We start from the raw sequence: 14,011 nt of genomic DNA, 5'->3' as shown, positions 1-14,011 counted from the left end.
AGGTTCAACTCACAGGGATGGTTAAGGAAAGGCTCTCGCCGGTATCGGTGATTTGGCCGGTCACATCGACGACCATCTGCCCGTTAAACTGCCGCGCTGTAGTGATGCTGGTCAGCCTGACGCGCGGTTCCCACTTCAGGATCGCCATGTAGCAAGCGGCCATAATTTGCAGCTCAAGCGCCGGGGTCTGAGGCTGGTCAATCATCTGCGACAGGAGCGAGCCGTATTCACGACGCATGACTCGGGAGCCGACAGGCGTGCGCAGAATATCCACGATGCTCTGGCTGATATGGTCAACGTCTGAAATACTTTCACCGGTCGTGCGGTTCATGCCGAGATAACGCGCTGTCATAGTGGTTCCCCCGTCTGTCCGCCGCTGTCGCCAGGGTGTTTATGTGTGTGGAGCACCTTGCCGTTAGAAGAGAATGAGCCGCCGCCGTGCTCGATGTCGCCGGACATCTTGCCGCCGTTCTTTACTTCCAGCGTGCCGGTCGTCAGCTTGTTGGTGCAGACCACCTCCGGCGTATCGAGGGTGACGCGGGTCGAGGCTTTTACCAGCACCACCGGCACGCTGACGGCAACCGAATCGGATGCGGTCACATCGGCGGTTTTAATGCCGGAGACGGTCAGCGCGCCGGTTTCCGGCTCATAACTCATAACGGCACCGTCGGGAAACTCAACGTGCCAGGCATCCGCCGAGGCCGACGGAGCGGGGTTGTCGTCGGAATAAATTCCCGGCAGCACAAAGGCGGTATCGAGCTCACCGCCCACGGCCAGAATCATCACCTGCTCACCAACAGAGGGAGCCCACCAGGTGCGCGAGCGTCCGGCGCGGTGGGTTAACCACTGGAGCCAGTCGGTATAAATGCCGCCGGTCTGCACGCGACAGCGCCCGGCGTCGAGGTCAGTTTCGACAACAACGCCGGTGCGGATCATGTTGCGTATCGCCCGGGCGAGTTCCTGGATAGATGCGAGAGTATTCATGAGGATAAGAATGCAGTTTGAAACTGGTCAGGACAATAAATCCTAATTTGGTGGTCCATGGCACAACAATTAGAACGTCTAGCTATATAACATTAACAGTTAGTTTTTATTAAAATTAGCACCAACAATATATTGCCATATCTAAAATAACGATGGTACCTTGAGTGACAAATAAAACACAACAGGAGCAATATGTATGGCAAAGTGCATAATATGCCGACTTGAAAAAGACAACATGTCTGACGAGCACGTCATTCCTGAGTCACTCGGTGGGTACTATCATATTTTTAATGTCTGCACCGACTGTAATTCAATGCTTGGCGCGAAGGTTGATGCGCATTTAATTAACAATAAGTTCGGTGAGTTTTATAGAAGCACTTATAATCTAAAAGGAAAAACCGGCAACATACCAAATCCTTATGAGGGAACATTTTCAAGCATCGAAGACCCTGAAAGAAAATCAAAATTCAAAAGAAATCAAGACGGTAGTTTTGAGCCACACCTGTTACCATACATTAAAATTAAAAAAGATGAAAATGGTGCAATAAATCAGATTTTGATAGAGGTTGACGAAAGTGAGAAGGACAGCGCGGGGAAATTGATTGAAAAAATACTCAACAGAAACGGACTAAAGAAAAGTGATATTAAAAAAACAACCTCTGAAACTGTAAGTAATGTGCATCAACATAAAATCACATGGTCAATAAATTTAAATGAAATAAATCTTGGGGCATTGAAAATAGCCTATGAATTTGCCGTGGACTCTATCCCTTCGTACTTCAATGATAAAATGGCGGCTCAAATATCAGATGTGCTTTTCAATGCTGATGCAGATAAAGCAAAAGAGTATATCTTAATAGGCGATGGATTCGATAAGCGTATTATTGAACCATTTGAAAGCATCTTTGACATAGAGAAAAACAAACACTATCTCATGTTGCTAAACTATGACAGCAAGCTTTTTTGTCTAATCATAATTAATTACGTTTACTATATAGGGATTAAGCTTTCCGACTCAACGTATTTTGAATTTAAATCTTCAATAATTGGTGTTAATGATGTCGATAATGGAACATTCAACAAGCTAACATTACAAGAAGCTTTTGATGTCTGCATGGGTCCGATAGAATACACATTCTATAATAAAGGTGAGCCTTTAACATTAATGGAGGCCGACTTTAAACCCGTGGAATACTCCACCCATTTATTTAAGAAAGATGTAATCCCACTATATGATAAAAACAAGACACTCATATCAACAGTTCATGAAGTTTTAGATTCACTAAATCCGTATGATTACCATAAAGGCGAGGTTACAAAACATTCATCATCATTCTCATTGCCATTAAAAAACCACATTCACAAGTATTACATCAAATCACAAAACACAGGACACATTTACCCTGTCGATACTATAGAGATAGTACAGAAATGGAAAGGTAGAATTTAAATAAAAAAGTAGCCTCACTTGAGGCTACTCAATATTTAGCAAAACCCATTGAACAACAATGTCATTTATATCGCTTTCTGTTTCGCTATTAAATCCAAGCAGTGCTCTTTTTTCATATTTGACCATACGACTGTTTTTCTGCGGTTTATCTGATAACCCGTTCTGATGTACGCGGGCGATGCGCTGCACCCTCCCGGTAAATTCGACCACCGCCGCGCTGTCGTTACCGCTCGCTTTCATAAAACGGTTAGTACGCAGTTTCGAAAACATCTCGCGCTTAATCCGGCCTTTCTTTTCCCTGACTGGCTGGCGTTTACGCTGGGCGAACGGGGAACCGTCCGGCGCTTTCTGCGATTTAATGCGCTGTTGTTGCCGCTGGCGCAGTTTCTTCGCAATGTCGGCGGTCATCCGACGCCGCCCGGCAGGAGAAAGGGCCGCTATCAACCCGGCGAGCTTGTCCTCAAAGGGTTTGAAGTCATTCATCCCATTTACTCACACGTTCGCCATTACTCCACATCTCAACAGGGCGCGCCACTGGCTCCGGCGGTAGTGGCTCCGGGATGTTCTCAACGTACATTGCGCCGTCGGCCTCTTTGACAAGGGTGCGCTCGGTCAGCAACAGGCTGATGCTGACATCGAGGCTGCTGTCGTTATTAATGTCAGCGTACCAGGCAAATCCTTTTTTTCTCCCCTCGTCGGTTGTCATGATGTCTGGCTGATTGACGCGCAGCCAGGCCATAATCGGCGCAAACAACAGGTCAATATCGTCGGTGAAATCCGTCACCACGATGTTAAGCGTGTACCGCTTTTCAAACGACAGGGAGCGCGCCAGCGTCGCCGTATTGTTGCCATCGTCCAGGCGAAGACAAAGCATATCGGGGTTGGTACGCAGTACCGGCACCGCATCAGTTAAGGCTTTTCGCAGACTGTTGGGTTTTTGCATCGATTTCATCCTGGCATTGTTTAATCGCGTCGACCTGGATTGCACAGCCTTTCAGGGCGTTTTCGAGCTGGCGTATATCCGCACTCAGGTCGCCATTAGTCACCGGGTCGCTGCCCGGCATCGGGCAGGGGCTGACCTTCGGGCAGGCGTTGTAAACAATCACCGGTGGCGGCGTTGGTGCAGGCGGCACGCTGGTGCAACCGGCGCACAGCATCAGGTAAATCAGCGCGATACCAGCGGCGAAACGCGTCATTTTCATTGAGTAACCTCGTGATAGTTTGTTCACGCCTGAAGGACAGTTGGTTAGCGGCGGTGAGCTTATCCCTCATGGCAACCTGCGCCAACTCTTTGCGCTGCGACTGCTCTGCGGCAACGTTGAGCTGATTTTTCAGCATGGTGATCGTGGTCTTCTGCGTACCGGCGACCCGGTTCGCGCGTTCAAAAGAAGCACGCAAATTGCTGTTATCGTGTCGCATCCACAGCAGACCCGCACAGGCCAGCGCCAGCAGGATAATGACTATTTTCATGCGGATACGCCTCCGGCCTTGCGCCACACTGCGACCAGCCTGTCGAGGCTGTGCTCGCGCTGACCATACCCGGCCCCCGGCAATGAAGCCCAGATATTGCGACAACGGGAAATGGCGCGTTCAATGCGCCCCTGCTGCAAGTCTTCCAGCGCGCCGCGCTCACGAATTAACTGAATGGCGAGTCTGTCCTGTGATGCCGGGCTGAAATCCGGCAAAGCGAGCTGCTTTTTGTAATGCGGCCAGAACAGGTAAAGCTGCTGGTAGCGTCCGGATGCCGTGGATTTTTCCCCGCGACGATTGAAGACCTTCGCCGGGCGCCCACCGGCAAACGGGTGATCGCGATAGTCGGTAAAAATCTCCGGCTTGCCATCGATACCCGTGACAATGACGTCGTACCCGTTGTTTCTGGTCAGCGGGTGCGTCGCCGTACCCTCTGAAAACGCCAGCGTGTCGAGGAATGCCGCGACGTTGGGATGTGTCTTAATGACCGCCATCGTTTTCCCCTTTTTTAATCCTGCGCTGAATCGCAATTTCCACCGCCTGATAACCGGCGATACCCAGCATGGAGCCAAATCCGCACACGGCAGCGGGCGGCAGGTCGGGAAACTGCACCAGTGCCACCCCGGCCACCATTGAGACAAAGCCGCCCAGCAACATGCGACCAATAAAAAGGCGTGCAGTGATGGGTTCACCACCGGCCAGCACTTTACCGACGACAATCAGCACGCCGATCAAAAACAGTGACAGGACGCTTTTTTCACCTTCTGTCATGTGTTTACTCCCACAGATTAATTGTTTCAGTTACGGGGGATGACTGGACGTCGGGCAGTTCGACCACCGTGCCATGCGGCAGCAATACGCCGAGCTCGGCCAGCCCCGGATTTGCGGCGAGCACATCCTCGAACACCCCCTCAGTGCGCCCGTAATACCGGGCGCAAATCATGTCGAGCGTGTCGCCCTGTTGCGCGATGGCCTGCATCAGATTTGGCTCACGATGCAGCGGGGTTTGTCCTGGACGCGAGATACCGCCCAGCGCATGTCCCGCCACAGCTCGTCGACCGTGGTGTCGATACTGTCGGCCTTTTTATCGCCTCTGGCGCTGGCATCCACGCCGCGATAACGCTCATAGAGCGTGGCGGTCGCCATTGAGGTCACGGCACGCAGGTAGTAGAAAACGCGCACGCTCTCGCCGTCGAGGTCGTCAGCCGGCACGTCGGCCAGCGTGTTAACCCCCCCGGCAATCTGCTGTTCCCGCCACAAAAACAGCTCGGCATTGGTTTCGGCGATGCCAGTTTTGATGGCCTCACGCAGCCGGGCCGGGGCAACGGTCTGCTCAAGGCGCATCCCTTCACGCACGCGTTTCGGGTCGATGTCAGGAAAGAAAAACGTATTCTTAATCACTGGCTCATCGCTGGCAGGCGGCGGGATAACCACCATGCCCCCCGACTGCGGCTCATCGTTCTTTTTAATAATCAGCGTCGTCATGACTACCTCTGAATAGGTGGGCGGTGGACGCCGGTCTCAGGTCGGGTAAAACACCCTCATCGACCGGCGTGCCGCCCTGGCGCGGGGCGCATTCTGTTAACCGGGGTTCTTTTTTGGTCGGCCACGTTTAGCCGGTGCCGTGGTTTTCACGACGCGCGGCGCGCTTGCCGGGGCTTTAACGACCGTTGCCGGTTTGGGCTTCAGCTCACGCTCAAGCCGTTCAATGTCTTTTTTGACGCCTGCCTGACAGTCGAGCTGCATCGCTCGCCTGAGGTGGGCCAGCGCGTCGGCGGGCTGCTTGTTATCCCGCAACACCTGGCCGGTGATTTTGTGCAGTTTTGCGCGCACCTCGTCCGGCATATCGGCGGCGGCGGTCAGCGCCAGCGTGTCGAGCAACTGGCTGATGACGACCGGTTCACCGGCGGCATGGGCGCGCATGGCGGCAAGTGCCACCTCCTCGGTGAACATGTACTGCGGCGGTCGGCGGTGCCTGCCTGGCATGGTCAAACCGTACTTAAAGGCGTAGCGGGCGATGTCCATCGCGCCGCTGATATCACCGACATCAAGACGCCACAGCATGACGGTCATCACGATGTCATCCTGCGCACCTTTGCCCTGTTCCAGCACGCCACTGATCCACGGCAGATAGAACGGCAGCAGCTCGCGCTTTTTCCTGGCTTTCAGCTCTTTACCAAAGATGGCTTTTAACGTGCGTTGGTCTGCGGCCAGCTTAACCAGCATCTGCTCGTAGGCAGTGGCATGCCGCAGCGGGTTGTTTTCCCGCTGCGCGGTTTCAATGGCCGAGACCCGCATCATGTGACGCTGTGCGGGGCTCGTCATCGGTTAGCCCTCCGGTTGCGCAGCAGAGAAATCGCCCAGCTTGATATTTTCAATGAAGCACCCGGCAGCGTAGGTTTCGACCACGTAATCGATGTTCATCGATTCGTAGTTTTCCACCTGGTCGAGTCTCGGATTTTCGATGATGGAGCGGCGGTGACTTTCGTCCATGAAATAGATGGACAGGTTATCGAGACGCGTCACCATAATTGCGTTCGGCGGGAAATACGGCACACGCACGGCAGGCAGGTTGCCGATGCGTTTCTGGCTGATGATGATGTCAGCCGCCAGCGCTTCGCTGTTGGGCTGGTCTTTGTTGACGATGGGGAAATATTTGTCGGCCAGCAACTTACGCCCCACAATCGCGACGAGCTCCGAATCTTCCTGATAAATCTCGTCAATCAGGTTGTCGGTGGCATCCATGACCAGTGCATCGAGATTGACGTAATCGCCGTTTTTACCCACACGGATCACAGCGGACACCACTTTCCCTTCCTCGTCGACGATTTTGCTCATCACACGGGCCGCCGCTTCATTGCGGTATTTCTGCGGCCAGCCCACGGCGACATCCTGAAGCATCGGATGGGTTTTGCGGTCAGAGGTTTCGGCGCGCTCAACGCCGTTGAAACCGGCCATGATGAAATCAAGCGCCTGACGCTGGATGATGGCGTCGCGAATACGGCGCTGGAAGTCCTGGAAGCGCGCCCACAAATCCAGCTTTTTATACTTGAAGTGGAAGTCAAAGTTGACCTGGTCGCACTCGTACTTTCTGGACTCCAGCGCGGTAAAGTCGGCGGTTTTACGCTCCTGGCCGCTGTTGGTGTCGGTGGTGCTGGCGATGGTGCCATTGACGCCGACGCCAATTTTTTCACCCTTCAGCTCATCCACCGGCACGATGTTAATTTTCTGCAAAAAGGCCGAGGACATCTGCACGGTGTTCATCATGGTTTGCGTGACGGACGGCTCGACGGAGAATTTTTTACTCACGTCGTCCGGGTCAATGCCGTTCAGCTCGGCAACGCGGGACAGATAGCCATTGAATTTAAAACGGGTTTCCTGACGCATAGTCTTTCCTGTTGGGTTAAATCGGGTTGTCTGACCGGGCTGGTCTGTCGCCCGGCGATAAATTCACGACCGTTTAGCAGTCGGTCAGCAGCTCATCACCTCCGCCACCGGTGGAGAGCTTGCGGCGGGGCTGCGTGGTGCTTTCGGTGTTATCCAGCGACGTTTTTAACTGGCTGAATGCCTGGCGGGTCTGGTCGGCTTTACTGGTGACGTCCTGTTTCAGCGTCGCAAAGGCATTTTCCAGCGTGGCAAGACGCTGCTCAGTAGCGGTGAGGTTTTCCTGCACATGCTCACTGACGGTCGTCACGGCTTCATGCACATCCTGAAAACGGGCGTCATCACTGGCCTGTTTGCGGCTGAAAATCGTCTTCACCTTGTCGCTCAGGGCGGTGAACACATTTTCTGGCAGGTCTTCGAATTCCAGCTCCGCGAGGGTGGCAACAGAAATCAGGTTGCCCGGTGCGGCTTTGAAGCGGTTAAGGGGGTTAAATTTGGCCCCCCGGCAAAATTCGAGGTATTCGGTGCCGAGGCTGGCCGGGTCATCGGTCACGGCGAGGCCAACCAGGTAGCATTTACCGCTATTGGCGAAATTCGGCTGGATTTCCATGGAGGTGTAAACCTTCTGCAATTTTTTATTCATTGCGATCAGGTCATCGGTCGGGGTGATTTTAGCGAACAGCGCCAGCTTGCCGTTCAGTACCGAATCGTCGTCAATTTTTTCAGACTTCAGCTCGACCACATCGCCGTAACGGCTGAACGGACCCTCCGGCAGGATGCCTTTGAGGTGTTCGAGGTTGATGCGGCAACCGTAGACGCGGGGGTCAAAGGTCTCGGCCATTTCCTGAATATCCGTCGCGCTGATAACGCGGCCGTCACAGGTATCGCCTTCGACGCCGATGCGAAACCATTTTGAAACTTTTTTTGCCATTGTCAGGAGTCCTGATATCGGGTTAACGGGTCGGGGCTAGTTTCCCGACGTCGATGCTCTCCCGCCATCAGTCCCGGATGGCTTATCCCTCACACAACAGCACCTTAGCGATTCACATCCCCCGTTTCTTTAGCCTTGCCCTGTATCAATCACGGCGAGGCATCCATGACCATCACCACCGACACCACTTTGTTAAACGACCCGCGACGTCAGGCGGCTTTGCTGTACTGGCAGGGGTTCTCCGTGCCGCAGATTGCCGACATGTTGCAGACCAAACGCCCCACGGTGCAGAGCTGGAAACAGCGCGACCACTGGGAGGAAACGGCACCGCTGAACCGGGTCGAAAGCACCCTTGAGGCCCGGCTGATCCAGCTTTATGCCAAGCCCAGCCTCACGCCCCACGATTTCAAGGTCGCCGATTTTCTGGCCCGGCAGATGGAGCGCTTTGCACGGATTAACCGTTACGGCCAGACCGGAAACGAGGCTGACCTGAATCCCCGTGTGGCCAACCGCAACAAAGGCGACCGCAAAAAGCCGACAAAGAACTTTTTCAGCGACGAGGCTATCGAAAAACTGGAAGAGATTTTTTTCGCGGAGTCTTTCGAGTATCAGCTCCGCTGGCACCGCGCGGGGCTTGAGCACCGCATTCGCGACATTCTGAAATCGCGCCAGATTGGGGCGACGTTCTATTTTTCCCGCGAGGCACTGCTGCACGCGCTGAAAACCGGCCATAACCAGATTTTTCTGTCCGCGAGTAAAACGCAGGCGTATGTATTCCGTGAGTACATCATCCAGTTTGCCCGCCGGGTTGATGTGGAGCTGACCGGCGACCCGATCGTCATTGGCAACAACGGCGCAAAGCTGATTTTCCTCGGCACCAACTCAAACACCGCGCAGAGTCATAACGGCGACCTGTATGTCGATGAAATATTCTGGATCCCCAACTTCCAGAAACTGCGAAAAGTATCGTCGGGCATGGCCTCACAAAGCCACCTGCGTAGCACCTATTTTTCAACACCGTCCACCCTGGCGCACGGCGCTTACCCGTTCTGGTCGGGGGAATTATTTAACCGTGGCCGCGCCCGCGTCAGTGAACGCGTCGACATCGATATCAGCCATGACGCCCTCGCCGCTGGCGTGGCATGTCCTGACGGCCAGTGGCGGCAGATTGTCACCATTGAGGATGCGCTCGCCGGGGGCTGTACGCTGTTCAACCTGGAGCAGCTCCGGCAGGAAAACAGCGTCGATGACTTCCGCAACCTGTTTATGTGCGAGTTCGTTGATGACAAGGCCTCGGTGTTCCCCTTCGAGGATTTGCAGCGCTGCATGGTCGACAGTCTGGAAGAGTGGGAGGACTTTGCGCCGTTCGCCGACAACCCGTTCGGCTCCCGCCCGGTGTGGGTTGGATACGACCCGTCGCACAGCGGCGACAGCGCCGGGTGCGTGGTGCTCGCTCCGCCGGTTGTCGCTGGTGGCAAGTTCCGCATTCTGGAGCGTCACCAGTGGAAAGGCATGGACTTTGCGACGCAGGCCGAATCCATTCGCCAGCTCACGGAAAAATACAAGGTCGAATACATCGGTATCGATGCAACCGGCCTCGGCATTGGTGTTTTCCAGCTTGTTCGCTCGTTTTATCCCGCCGCCCGCGATATCCGCTACACGCCGGAAATGAAAACCGCGATGGTGCTGAAAGCAAAAGACGTTATTCGCCGTGGCTGTCTCGAATATGACGTCAGCGCCACCGACATCACCACCTCGTTTATGGCTATCCGCAAGACCATGACCAGCAGCGGGCGCAGCGCCACCTATGAGGCCAGCCGTACCGAGGAAGCCAGCCACGCGGACGTCGCCTGGGCGACTATGCACGCGCTGTTAAACGAACCACTTACCGCTGGCAGCGGCCAGGCCACATCGTCCATTCTGGAGTTCAACTGATGAGTAAATACAAAGGTCGCAAGCCGCAGCCACAAAAGCGGCTGCGCAACATGAATAGCTCCGCGCCCCAAAAAGTGGAGGCGTTTACTTTTGGTGAACCGAGCGCCGTGCTCGACCGCCGCGATATTCTGGATTACGTGGAATGCGTCAATAACGGCAAATGGTTCGAACCGCCGGTCAGCTTTAACGGGCTGGCAAAAAGCCTGCGCGCCGCCGTTCATCACAGCTCGCCGATTTACGTTAAGCGCAATATTCTGGCGTCAACGTTTATTCCGCACCCGCTTTTATCACAACAGGATTTCAGCCGCTTCGCGCTCGATTTCCTGGTGTTTGGCAACGCCTTTTTAGAACTCCGAAAGAGCGTTACTGGTCGCCCGCTGAAACTGGAAGCGTCACCGGCAAAATACACGCGACGCGGCATTGAGGAGGATGTCTACTGGTGGGTGCCGTCATTCGACCAGCCGCACCCGTTCGCGACGGGCTCCGTGTTTCACCTGCTGGAGCCTGACATCAATCAGGAGTTGTACGGCATGCCGGAATATCTCAGCGCTTTAAATTCCGCCTGGCTGAATGAGGCGGCGACGCTGTTCCGTCGCCGGTATTACCAGAACGGCGCACACGCGGGCTACATCATGTATGTGACGGATGCCGCGCAAAGTGGTACCGATGTTGAGGCGCTGCGTGATGCGATGCGCAGCTCGAAGGGGCTCGGCAACTTTAAAAATCTGTTTTTCTACGCACCGCACGGAAAACCGGACGGCATTAAAATTGTGCCGCTCAGCGAGGTGGCAACGAAAGACGATTTCTTCAATATCAAAAAAGTCAGCGCCGCCGACCTGCTCGACGCTCACCGCATCCCGTTCCAGCTGATGGGCGGCAAGCCGGAAAACGTCGGCTCGCTCGGCGACATCGAGAAGGTGGCAAAGGTGTTTGTGCGTAACGAGCTCATCCCGCTACAGGACCGAATGCGCGAGGTTAACGCGTGGGCCGGTCAGGAGGTGATCCGGTTCAAAAGCTACACCCTCGATACTGAAAGTGACTGATTTCTGCCGCCTCCGGGCGGCTTTTTCTTACCCCCACGCCTGACCGTCTCAGAAGCCCGCCACGGCCTCGAACGCCCCCGCATCACTCACCGGACACCCTCGCGAACTCGCACAGCACAGCGACGCGCTCAGGCTGCGAAAATAAATGCGTAAATGTAGTCTGGCGCGCAGTGCTTTCCCCGCCTCGCCTGCCCGCTTTATGGGTCGGTTTTAATGCAGTTGCATGACCGTTCCCAGCCCGCCTCCTCTGTGGGGCGGACCGGGAAAACATACTTTAAAATTAAACGCGAAATAATGCGTAAAGATGCAAACTAAAATTACAACTTCCTTATCACTTTTCCGTCAATTTCATTAAAGGATACAATTGTATATTCATAGCCATTTAAAGCTTCAACTAAGACATTCTCATCTTCAGATGTGGCAAAGATAATCTGGCCACTGACTTTTGTAGTTTCTGCTGCATCTCTAAGCAACTCAGCAAAACTGACTTTTTTTGCTTCTTGCTGTCTCGGCTCATCGAAAATGAGAACTCCAGGGTGATTAGTAGCAAAGTGTTGCCCAACAGTGAACAGGCTAATCAAATATCCCCAAATTATTCTGATACCATCACTTGCAGATGTATCAAATCCAATATCATAGCCCTCCCTTGTTGGCAGGTAATTATCTTCAGATATCTCTACAAGTTCCGCATCAAAACTATCGAACTTATATTTTTTCAACCTCCCTACGAGGCCAGAATTCAATAACTGTAATTTTGACACATCATTTTTTGATAGTATTCTTTGCGGTAATGATTTCTTATCCGCCATTAGCTTATTAAATTTCTTGTGTAATTCATCCAATTCAAGACGAATATTGGTTATATCCCTAACCGCTTCATCAATTTCATCAATGCCATTTTCTAGGTTGATTTTATGACGTAGATACTCTTCTTGAATAGCAAGAGAAGGATAATCAGTATGTTTAAGTTTGTTAATCTCAACTTTTAAAGCAGCTATTTTTGATTCAATTTTACTTTGTTCAACTTCTTTAAACTTCAACTGACTGCTACAATCTAACAAAACAAAATCAAAGGCCTTTATCTGCTCTTTAATAAAGCTCAAGCTACTTTCATATGTCATAAGATTCTCTTGCGATGAAAAACCCAAGAGATTATCATTATATTGAGCTCCGCAAGTGGGACATTCATTACTGAGTAATTGAGTCGATTCATAAACACTAGAATCTGAAATCTTCTTCAAATCCTCATATTTTCTTTTATCTTCCAAAAGGTTTGCCAACCTTTTATTTGTTGAAAATATTTGATAATTTATATAGCTTTTATGGTCACTGATTTCTTGCAAAGTTAGTTCTAAACGATGAATCTCATCTACTTTTGAACTTATTGAGTTCACAACAGTTAACTGCAATTCAGCATCATCAACCTGCTCAAAATTTTGAGCATCCATCGCTTTCAATTCGTTAGCATAAACAGTCCGTAGCTCTGTTAATGATTTAATATGATCGTTTTCTTTTATAACCAGATCTATTTTATAATGATCAAACTTTACTTCTGGTTGTTCTGGAATACCTGTCACAACTGATGAAACTTTTGAAGCAATTATTTCTGCATTTCGTTTAATTATTTTCCATTGATAAACAACTTCATCAATACTATTTTTTATAGCGCTTCTCTTAAGTATATTTTCATTAACATCAAGAGCCATTAAAAATTCAAGTGATCTTTTTTTAACTTCTTTAATACCAAATTGCGTTGGTATTGTGGCCATTATCGATGACCAACCTTTCTTTTGTTCAACAAACCATGAGGGGAATAATACTGACGGGTAAAGAGGAGTCTCTTTACCGTTGTGATTGGGAACCAGAGGTAAATCCCAACCTAAAAAGACAGTCAGCCATTTATAAAACCCCATATCTCTATCAGTATCACCTTCTCGATGTAGAAAGTAAGAACCTCTTTTTTCCTTTCCATTAGCATGAGTTTCATCAATATAAATAATATTGTCACTTTCAAAACCAACAATATTTCTTTTCAAGGAGGCAGTTACACCATCGCTATTTTTTATTTGTAAAATAACAAAAGATGAGATGACATTAATTTCTCGACCATCAATTGTCGTTAGCACCTTTGTTAGAGATGGTGGAAATGGAATTCTGGCGCCCCCCATTCCCAATGCTCTTTCCATGCCCAGCGCATATGCTATTGCATTCATACATGTTGATTTACCATGAGAATTTTCCATGCGCAATAAAAACAAGCCCTTAGAAAATGGAATAGTAACTCCATATCGGCCATCAGTAGTATTTGCAACAATATCCAACGAAACGATTTCTAATGACATATTATCCTACCTGGAATATTTTATTAACATTAGTTTCGGACAATCCTTTTTTAATCTTATGGAGTTTAAAAGATTCATCCTTTAATACATCAAGTGCTATTAACTTAGCTGCACATAGTTCGCCCTTTTCAACTATTTTATATTTGTCATTATCTCTAATTATAAATCCTTCGGCTAACATTAACTCAAGGGCGCGATCGAGTGTAGGATCCATGCGAACCTCAGGTTTAAGGCTTTCCTTGTTTAAAATCCAAAACTCAAGGCTGGCTATATTTTGATCTGACTTCAAAACCCAATTAACAACATGCATTTTTTTTAACGAGCAGCAGCCAGAACGACCAAGTATAGAAAGAATCAATAAAATTAAACTACAACGCCACAACGGCCTCATATCACAAGGTAAGTGTTCAGGCCTTTTAGTAAAGGTGAAAGGTTTCCCAACTATTTCTTCTATGGTTATATGCATCTCTTT

At 50.8% G+C, this 14,011-nt stretch carries 18 protein-coding genes; 3 read left to right on the top strand and 15 right to left on the bottom strand.

What is annotated here, in order from left to right; genetic code table 11:
* Positions 1-4: 4 nt before the first annotated feature.
* A complete protein-coding gene (locus HCK03_RS03255) occupies positions 5-352 on the bottom strand; it encodes a GPW/gp25 family protein (protein WP_110202218.1) in 348 nt (115 codons plus the stop codon).
* A complete protein-coding gene (locus HCK03_RS03250) occupies positions 349-984 on the bottom strand; it encodes a phage baseplate assembly protein V (protein ID WP_167691137.1) in 636 nt (211 codons plus the stop codon). Before HCK03_RS03250 ends, HCK03_RS03255 begins: the two co-directional genes overlap by 4 nt.
* A gap of 196 nt (positions 985-1,180) precedes the next feature.
* Here HCK03_RS03250 and HCK03_RS03245 point away from each other — a divergent pair, with 196 nt between their 5' ends.
* On the top strand, positions 1,181-2,434 hold the full coding sequence (locus HCK03_RS03245; protein WP_167691136.1) for an HNH endonuclease: 1,254 nt from the start codon (positions 1,181-1,183) through the stop codon (positions 2,432-2,434).
* A 24-nt stretch (positions 2,435-2,458) separates the two neighbouring features.
* Here HCK03_RS03245 and HCK03_RS03240 read toward each other — a convergent pair whose 3' ends face one another.
* The 11 genes from HCK03_RS03240 to HCK03_RS03195 form a co-directional block, all read right to left on the bottom strand.
* Positions 2,459-2,917 (bottom strand): phage virion morphogenesis protein, encoded by a 459-nt coding sequence (locus HCK03_RS03240; protein WP_167691135.1) that lies wholly within the window; start codon positions 2,915-2,917, stop codon positions 2,459-2,461.
* Positions 2,910-3,377 carry a phage tail protein gene (locus tag HCK03_RS03235; RefSeq protein ID WP_167691134.1) on the bottom strand — a complete coding sequence of 156 codons (468 nt, stop codon included), beginning with the start codon at positions 3,375-3,377 and terminating at the stop codon, positions 2,910-2,912. Before HCK03_RS03235 ends, HCK03_RS03240 begins: the two co-directional genes overlap by 8 nt.
* Positions 3,340-3,591 carry an Rz1-like lysis system protein LysC gene (gene lysC, locus HCK03_RS26245; protein ID WP_228283759.1) on the bottom strand — a complete coding sequence of 84 codons (252 nt, stop codon included), beginning with the start codon at positions 3,589-3,591 and terminating at the stop codon, positions 3,340-3,342. Before lysC ends, HCK03_RS03235 begins: the two co-directional genes overlap by 38 nt.
* Positions 3,473-3,904 carry an Rz-like lysis system protein LysB gene (lysB, locus tag HCK03_RS03230; protein ID WP_167691133.1) on the bottom strand — a complete coding sequence of 144 codons (432 nt, stop codon included), beginning with the start codon at positions 3,902-3,904 and terminating at the stop codon, positions 3,473-3,475. Before lysB ends, lysC begins: the two co-directional genes overlap by 119 nt.
* Positions 3,901-4,398 (bottom strand): glycoside hydrolase family 24 protein, encoded by a 498-nt coding sequence (locus HCK03_RS03225; RefSeq protein WP_108979127.1) that lies wholly within the window; start codon positions 4,396-4,398, stop codon positions 3,901-3,903. Before HCK03_RS03225 ends, lysB begins: the two co-directional genes overlap by 4 nt.
* The gene (locus HCK03_RS03220) at positions 4,385-4,675 is read right to left on the bottom strand and encodes a phage holin family protein (protein ID WP_049157366.1); all 291 of its coding nucleotides are present in this window, start codon (positions 4,673-4,675) and stop codon (positions 4,385-4,387) included. The genes HCK03_RS03225 and HCK03_RS03220 overlap by 14 nt, the downstream gene beginning before the upstream one ends.
* 4 nt (positions 4,676-4,679) lie before the next feature.
* Positions 4,680-4,883, bottom strand: a complete 204-nt coding sequence (locus HCK03_RS03215) for a tail protein X (protein WP_167691132.1) — start codon at positions 4,881-4,883, stop codon at positions 4,680-4,682.
* Positions 4,883-5,389, bottom strand: a complete 507-nt coding sequence (locus tag HCK03_RS03210) for a head completion/stabilization protein (protein ID WP_167691131.1) — start codon at positions 5,387-5,389, stop codon at positions 4,883-4,885. Before HCK03_RS03210 ends, HCK03_RS03215 begins: the two co-directional genes overlap by 1 nt.
* A 96-nt stretch (positions 5,390-5,485) precedes the next feature.
* Positions 5,486-6,229, bottom strand: a complete 744-nt coding sequence (locus tag HCK03_RS03205) for a phage terminase small subunit (RefSeq protein WP_266096256.1) — start codon at positions 6,227-6,229, stop codon at positions 5,486-5,488.
* Positions 6,230-6,232: 3 nt separating this feature from the next.
* The gene (locus HCK03_RS03200) at positions 6,233-7,291 is read right to left on the bottom strand and encodes a phage major capsid protein, P2 family (RefSeq protein ID WP_167691130.1); all 1,059 of its coding nucleotides are present in this window, start codon (positions 7,289-7,291) and stop codon (positions 6,233-6,235) included.
* Between the two features lie 73 nt (positions 7,292-7,364).
* Positions 7,365-8,219 (bottom strand): GPO family capsid scaffolding protein, encoded by an 855-nt coding sequence (locus tag HCK03_RS03195; RefSeq protein WP_167691129.1) that lies wholly within the window; start codon positions 8,217-8,219, stop codon positions 7,365-7,367.
* Positions 8,220-8,384: 165 nt separating this feature from the next.
* Here HCK03_RS03195 and HCK03_RS03190 point away from each other — a divergent pair, with 165 nt between their 5' ends.
* Both HCK03_RS03190 and HCK03_RS03185 read left to right on the top strand, forming a co-directional pair.
* A complete protein-coding gene (locus tag HCK03_RS03190; protein ID WP_167691128.1) occupies positions 8,385-10,154 on the top strand; it encodes a terminase ATPase subunit family protein in 1,770 nt (589 codons plus the stop codon).
* On the top strand, positions 10,154-11,197 hold the full coding sequence (locus HCK03_RS03185) for a phage portal protein (protein ID WP_167691127.1): 1,044 nt from the start codon (positions 10,154-10,156) through the stop codon (positions 11,195-11,197). The genes HCK03_RS03190 and HCK03_RS03185 overlap by 1 nt, the downstream gene beginning before the upstream one ends.
* Positions 11,198-11,514: 317 nt before the next feature.
* On the opposite strand, the gene HCK03_RS03180 is transcribed toward HCK03_RS03185, so the two are convergent.
* Positions 11,515-13,539, bottom strand: a complete 2,025-nt coding sequence (locus HCK03_RS03180) for a hypothetical protein (protein WP_228283758.1) — start codon at positions 13,537-13,539, stop codon at positions 11,515-11,517.
* A 1-nt stretch (position 13,540) separates the two neighbouring features.
* On the bottom strand, positions 13,541-14,005 hold the full coding sequence (locus HCK03_RS03175) for a DUF1803 domain-containing protein (RefSeq protein ID WP_167691126.1): 465 nt from the start codon (positions 14,003-14,005) through the stop codon (positions 13,541-13,543).
* Positions 14,006-14,011: the final 6 nt, after the last annotated feature.

The sequence above is a fragment of the Klebsiella terrigena genome, assembly GCF_012029655.1.
Lineage (GTDB): Bacteria > Pseudomonadota > Gammaproteobacteria > Enterobacterales > Enterobacteriaceae > Klebsiella > Klebsiella terrigena.
This window is presented reverse-complemented; position numbering and strand designations above follow the sequence as displayed.

Excerpts from the sequence above, each read along its gene's own strand:
- HCK03_RS03255 (WP_110202218.1), bottom strand. The coding sequence starts at position 352 with ATGACAGCGCGTTATCTCGGCATGAACCGCACGACCGGTGAAAGTATT.
- HCK03_RS03250 (WP_167691137.1), bottom strand. The coding sequence starts at position 984 with ATGAATACTCTCGCATCTATCCAGGAACTCGCCCGGGCGATACGCAAC.
- HCK03_RS03245 (WP_167691136.1), top strand. The coding sequence starts at position 1,181 with ATGGCAAAGTGCATAATATGCCGACTTGAAAAAGACAACATGTCTGAC.
- HCK03_RS03240 (WP_167691135.1), bottom strand. The coding sequence starts at position 2,917 with ATGAATGACTTCAAACCCTTTGAGGACAAGCTCGCCGGGTTGATAGCG.
- HCK03_RS03235 (WP_167691134.1), bottom strand. The coding sequence starts at position 3,377 with ATGCAAAAACCCAACAGTCTGCGAAAAGCCTTAACTGATGCGGTGCCG.
- lysC (WP_228283759.1), bottom strand. The coding sequence starts at position 3,591 with ATGCTGTGCGCCGGTTGCACCAGCGTGCCGCCTGCACCAACGCCGCCA.
- lysB (WP_167691133.1), bottom strand. The coding sequence starts at position 3,904 with ATGAAAATAGTCATTATCCTGCTGGCGCTGGCCTGTGCGGGTCTGCTG.
- HCK03_RS03225 (WP_108979127.1), bottom strand. The coding sequence starts at position 4,398 with ATGGCGGTCATTAAGACACATCCCAACGTCGCGGCATTCCTCGACACG.
- HCK03_RS03220 (WP_049157366.1), bottom strand. The coding sequence starts at position 4,675 with ATGACAGAAGGTGAAAAAAGCGTCCTGTCACTGTTTTTGATCGGCGTG.
- HCK03_RS03215 (WP_167691132.1), bottom strand. The coding sequence starts at position 4,883 with ATGCAGGCCATCGCGCAACAGGGCGACACGCTCGACATGATTTGCGCC.
- HCK03_RS03210 (WP_167691131.1), bottom strand. The coding sequence starts at position 5,389 with ATGACGACGCTGATTATTAAAAAGAACGATGAGCCGCAGTCGGGGGGC.
- HCK03_RS03205 (WP_266096256.1), bottom strand. The coding sequence starts at position 6,229 with ATGACGAGCCCCGCACAGCGTCACATGATGCGGGTCTCGGCCATTGAA.
- HCK03_RS03200 (WP_167691130.1), bottom strand. The coding sequence starts at position 7,291 with ATGCGTCAGGAAACCCGTTTTAAATTCAATGGCTATCTGTCCCGCGTT.
- HCK03_RS03195 (WP_167691129.1), bottom strand. The coding sequence starts at position 8,219 with ATGGCAAAAAAAGTTTCAAAATGGTTTCGCATCGGCGTCGAAGGCGAT.
- HCK03_RS03190 (WP_167691128.1), top strand. The coding sequence starts at position 8,385 with ATGACCATCACCACCGACACCACTTTGTTAAACGACCCGCGACGTCAG.
- HCK03_RS03185 (WP_167691127.1), top strand. The coding sequence starts at position 10,154 with ATGAGTAAATACAAAGGTCGCAAGCCGCAGCCACAAAAGCGGCTGCGC.
- HCK03_RS03180 (WP_228283758.1), bottom strand. The coding sequence starts at position 13,539 with ATGTCATTAGAAATCGTTTCGTTGGATATTGTTGCAAATACTACTGAT.
- HCK03_RS03175 (WP_167691126.1), bottom strand. The coding sequence starts at position 14,005 with ATGCATATAACCATAGAAGAAATAGTTGGGAAACCTTTCACCTTTACT.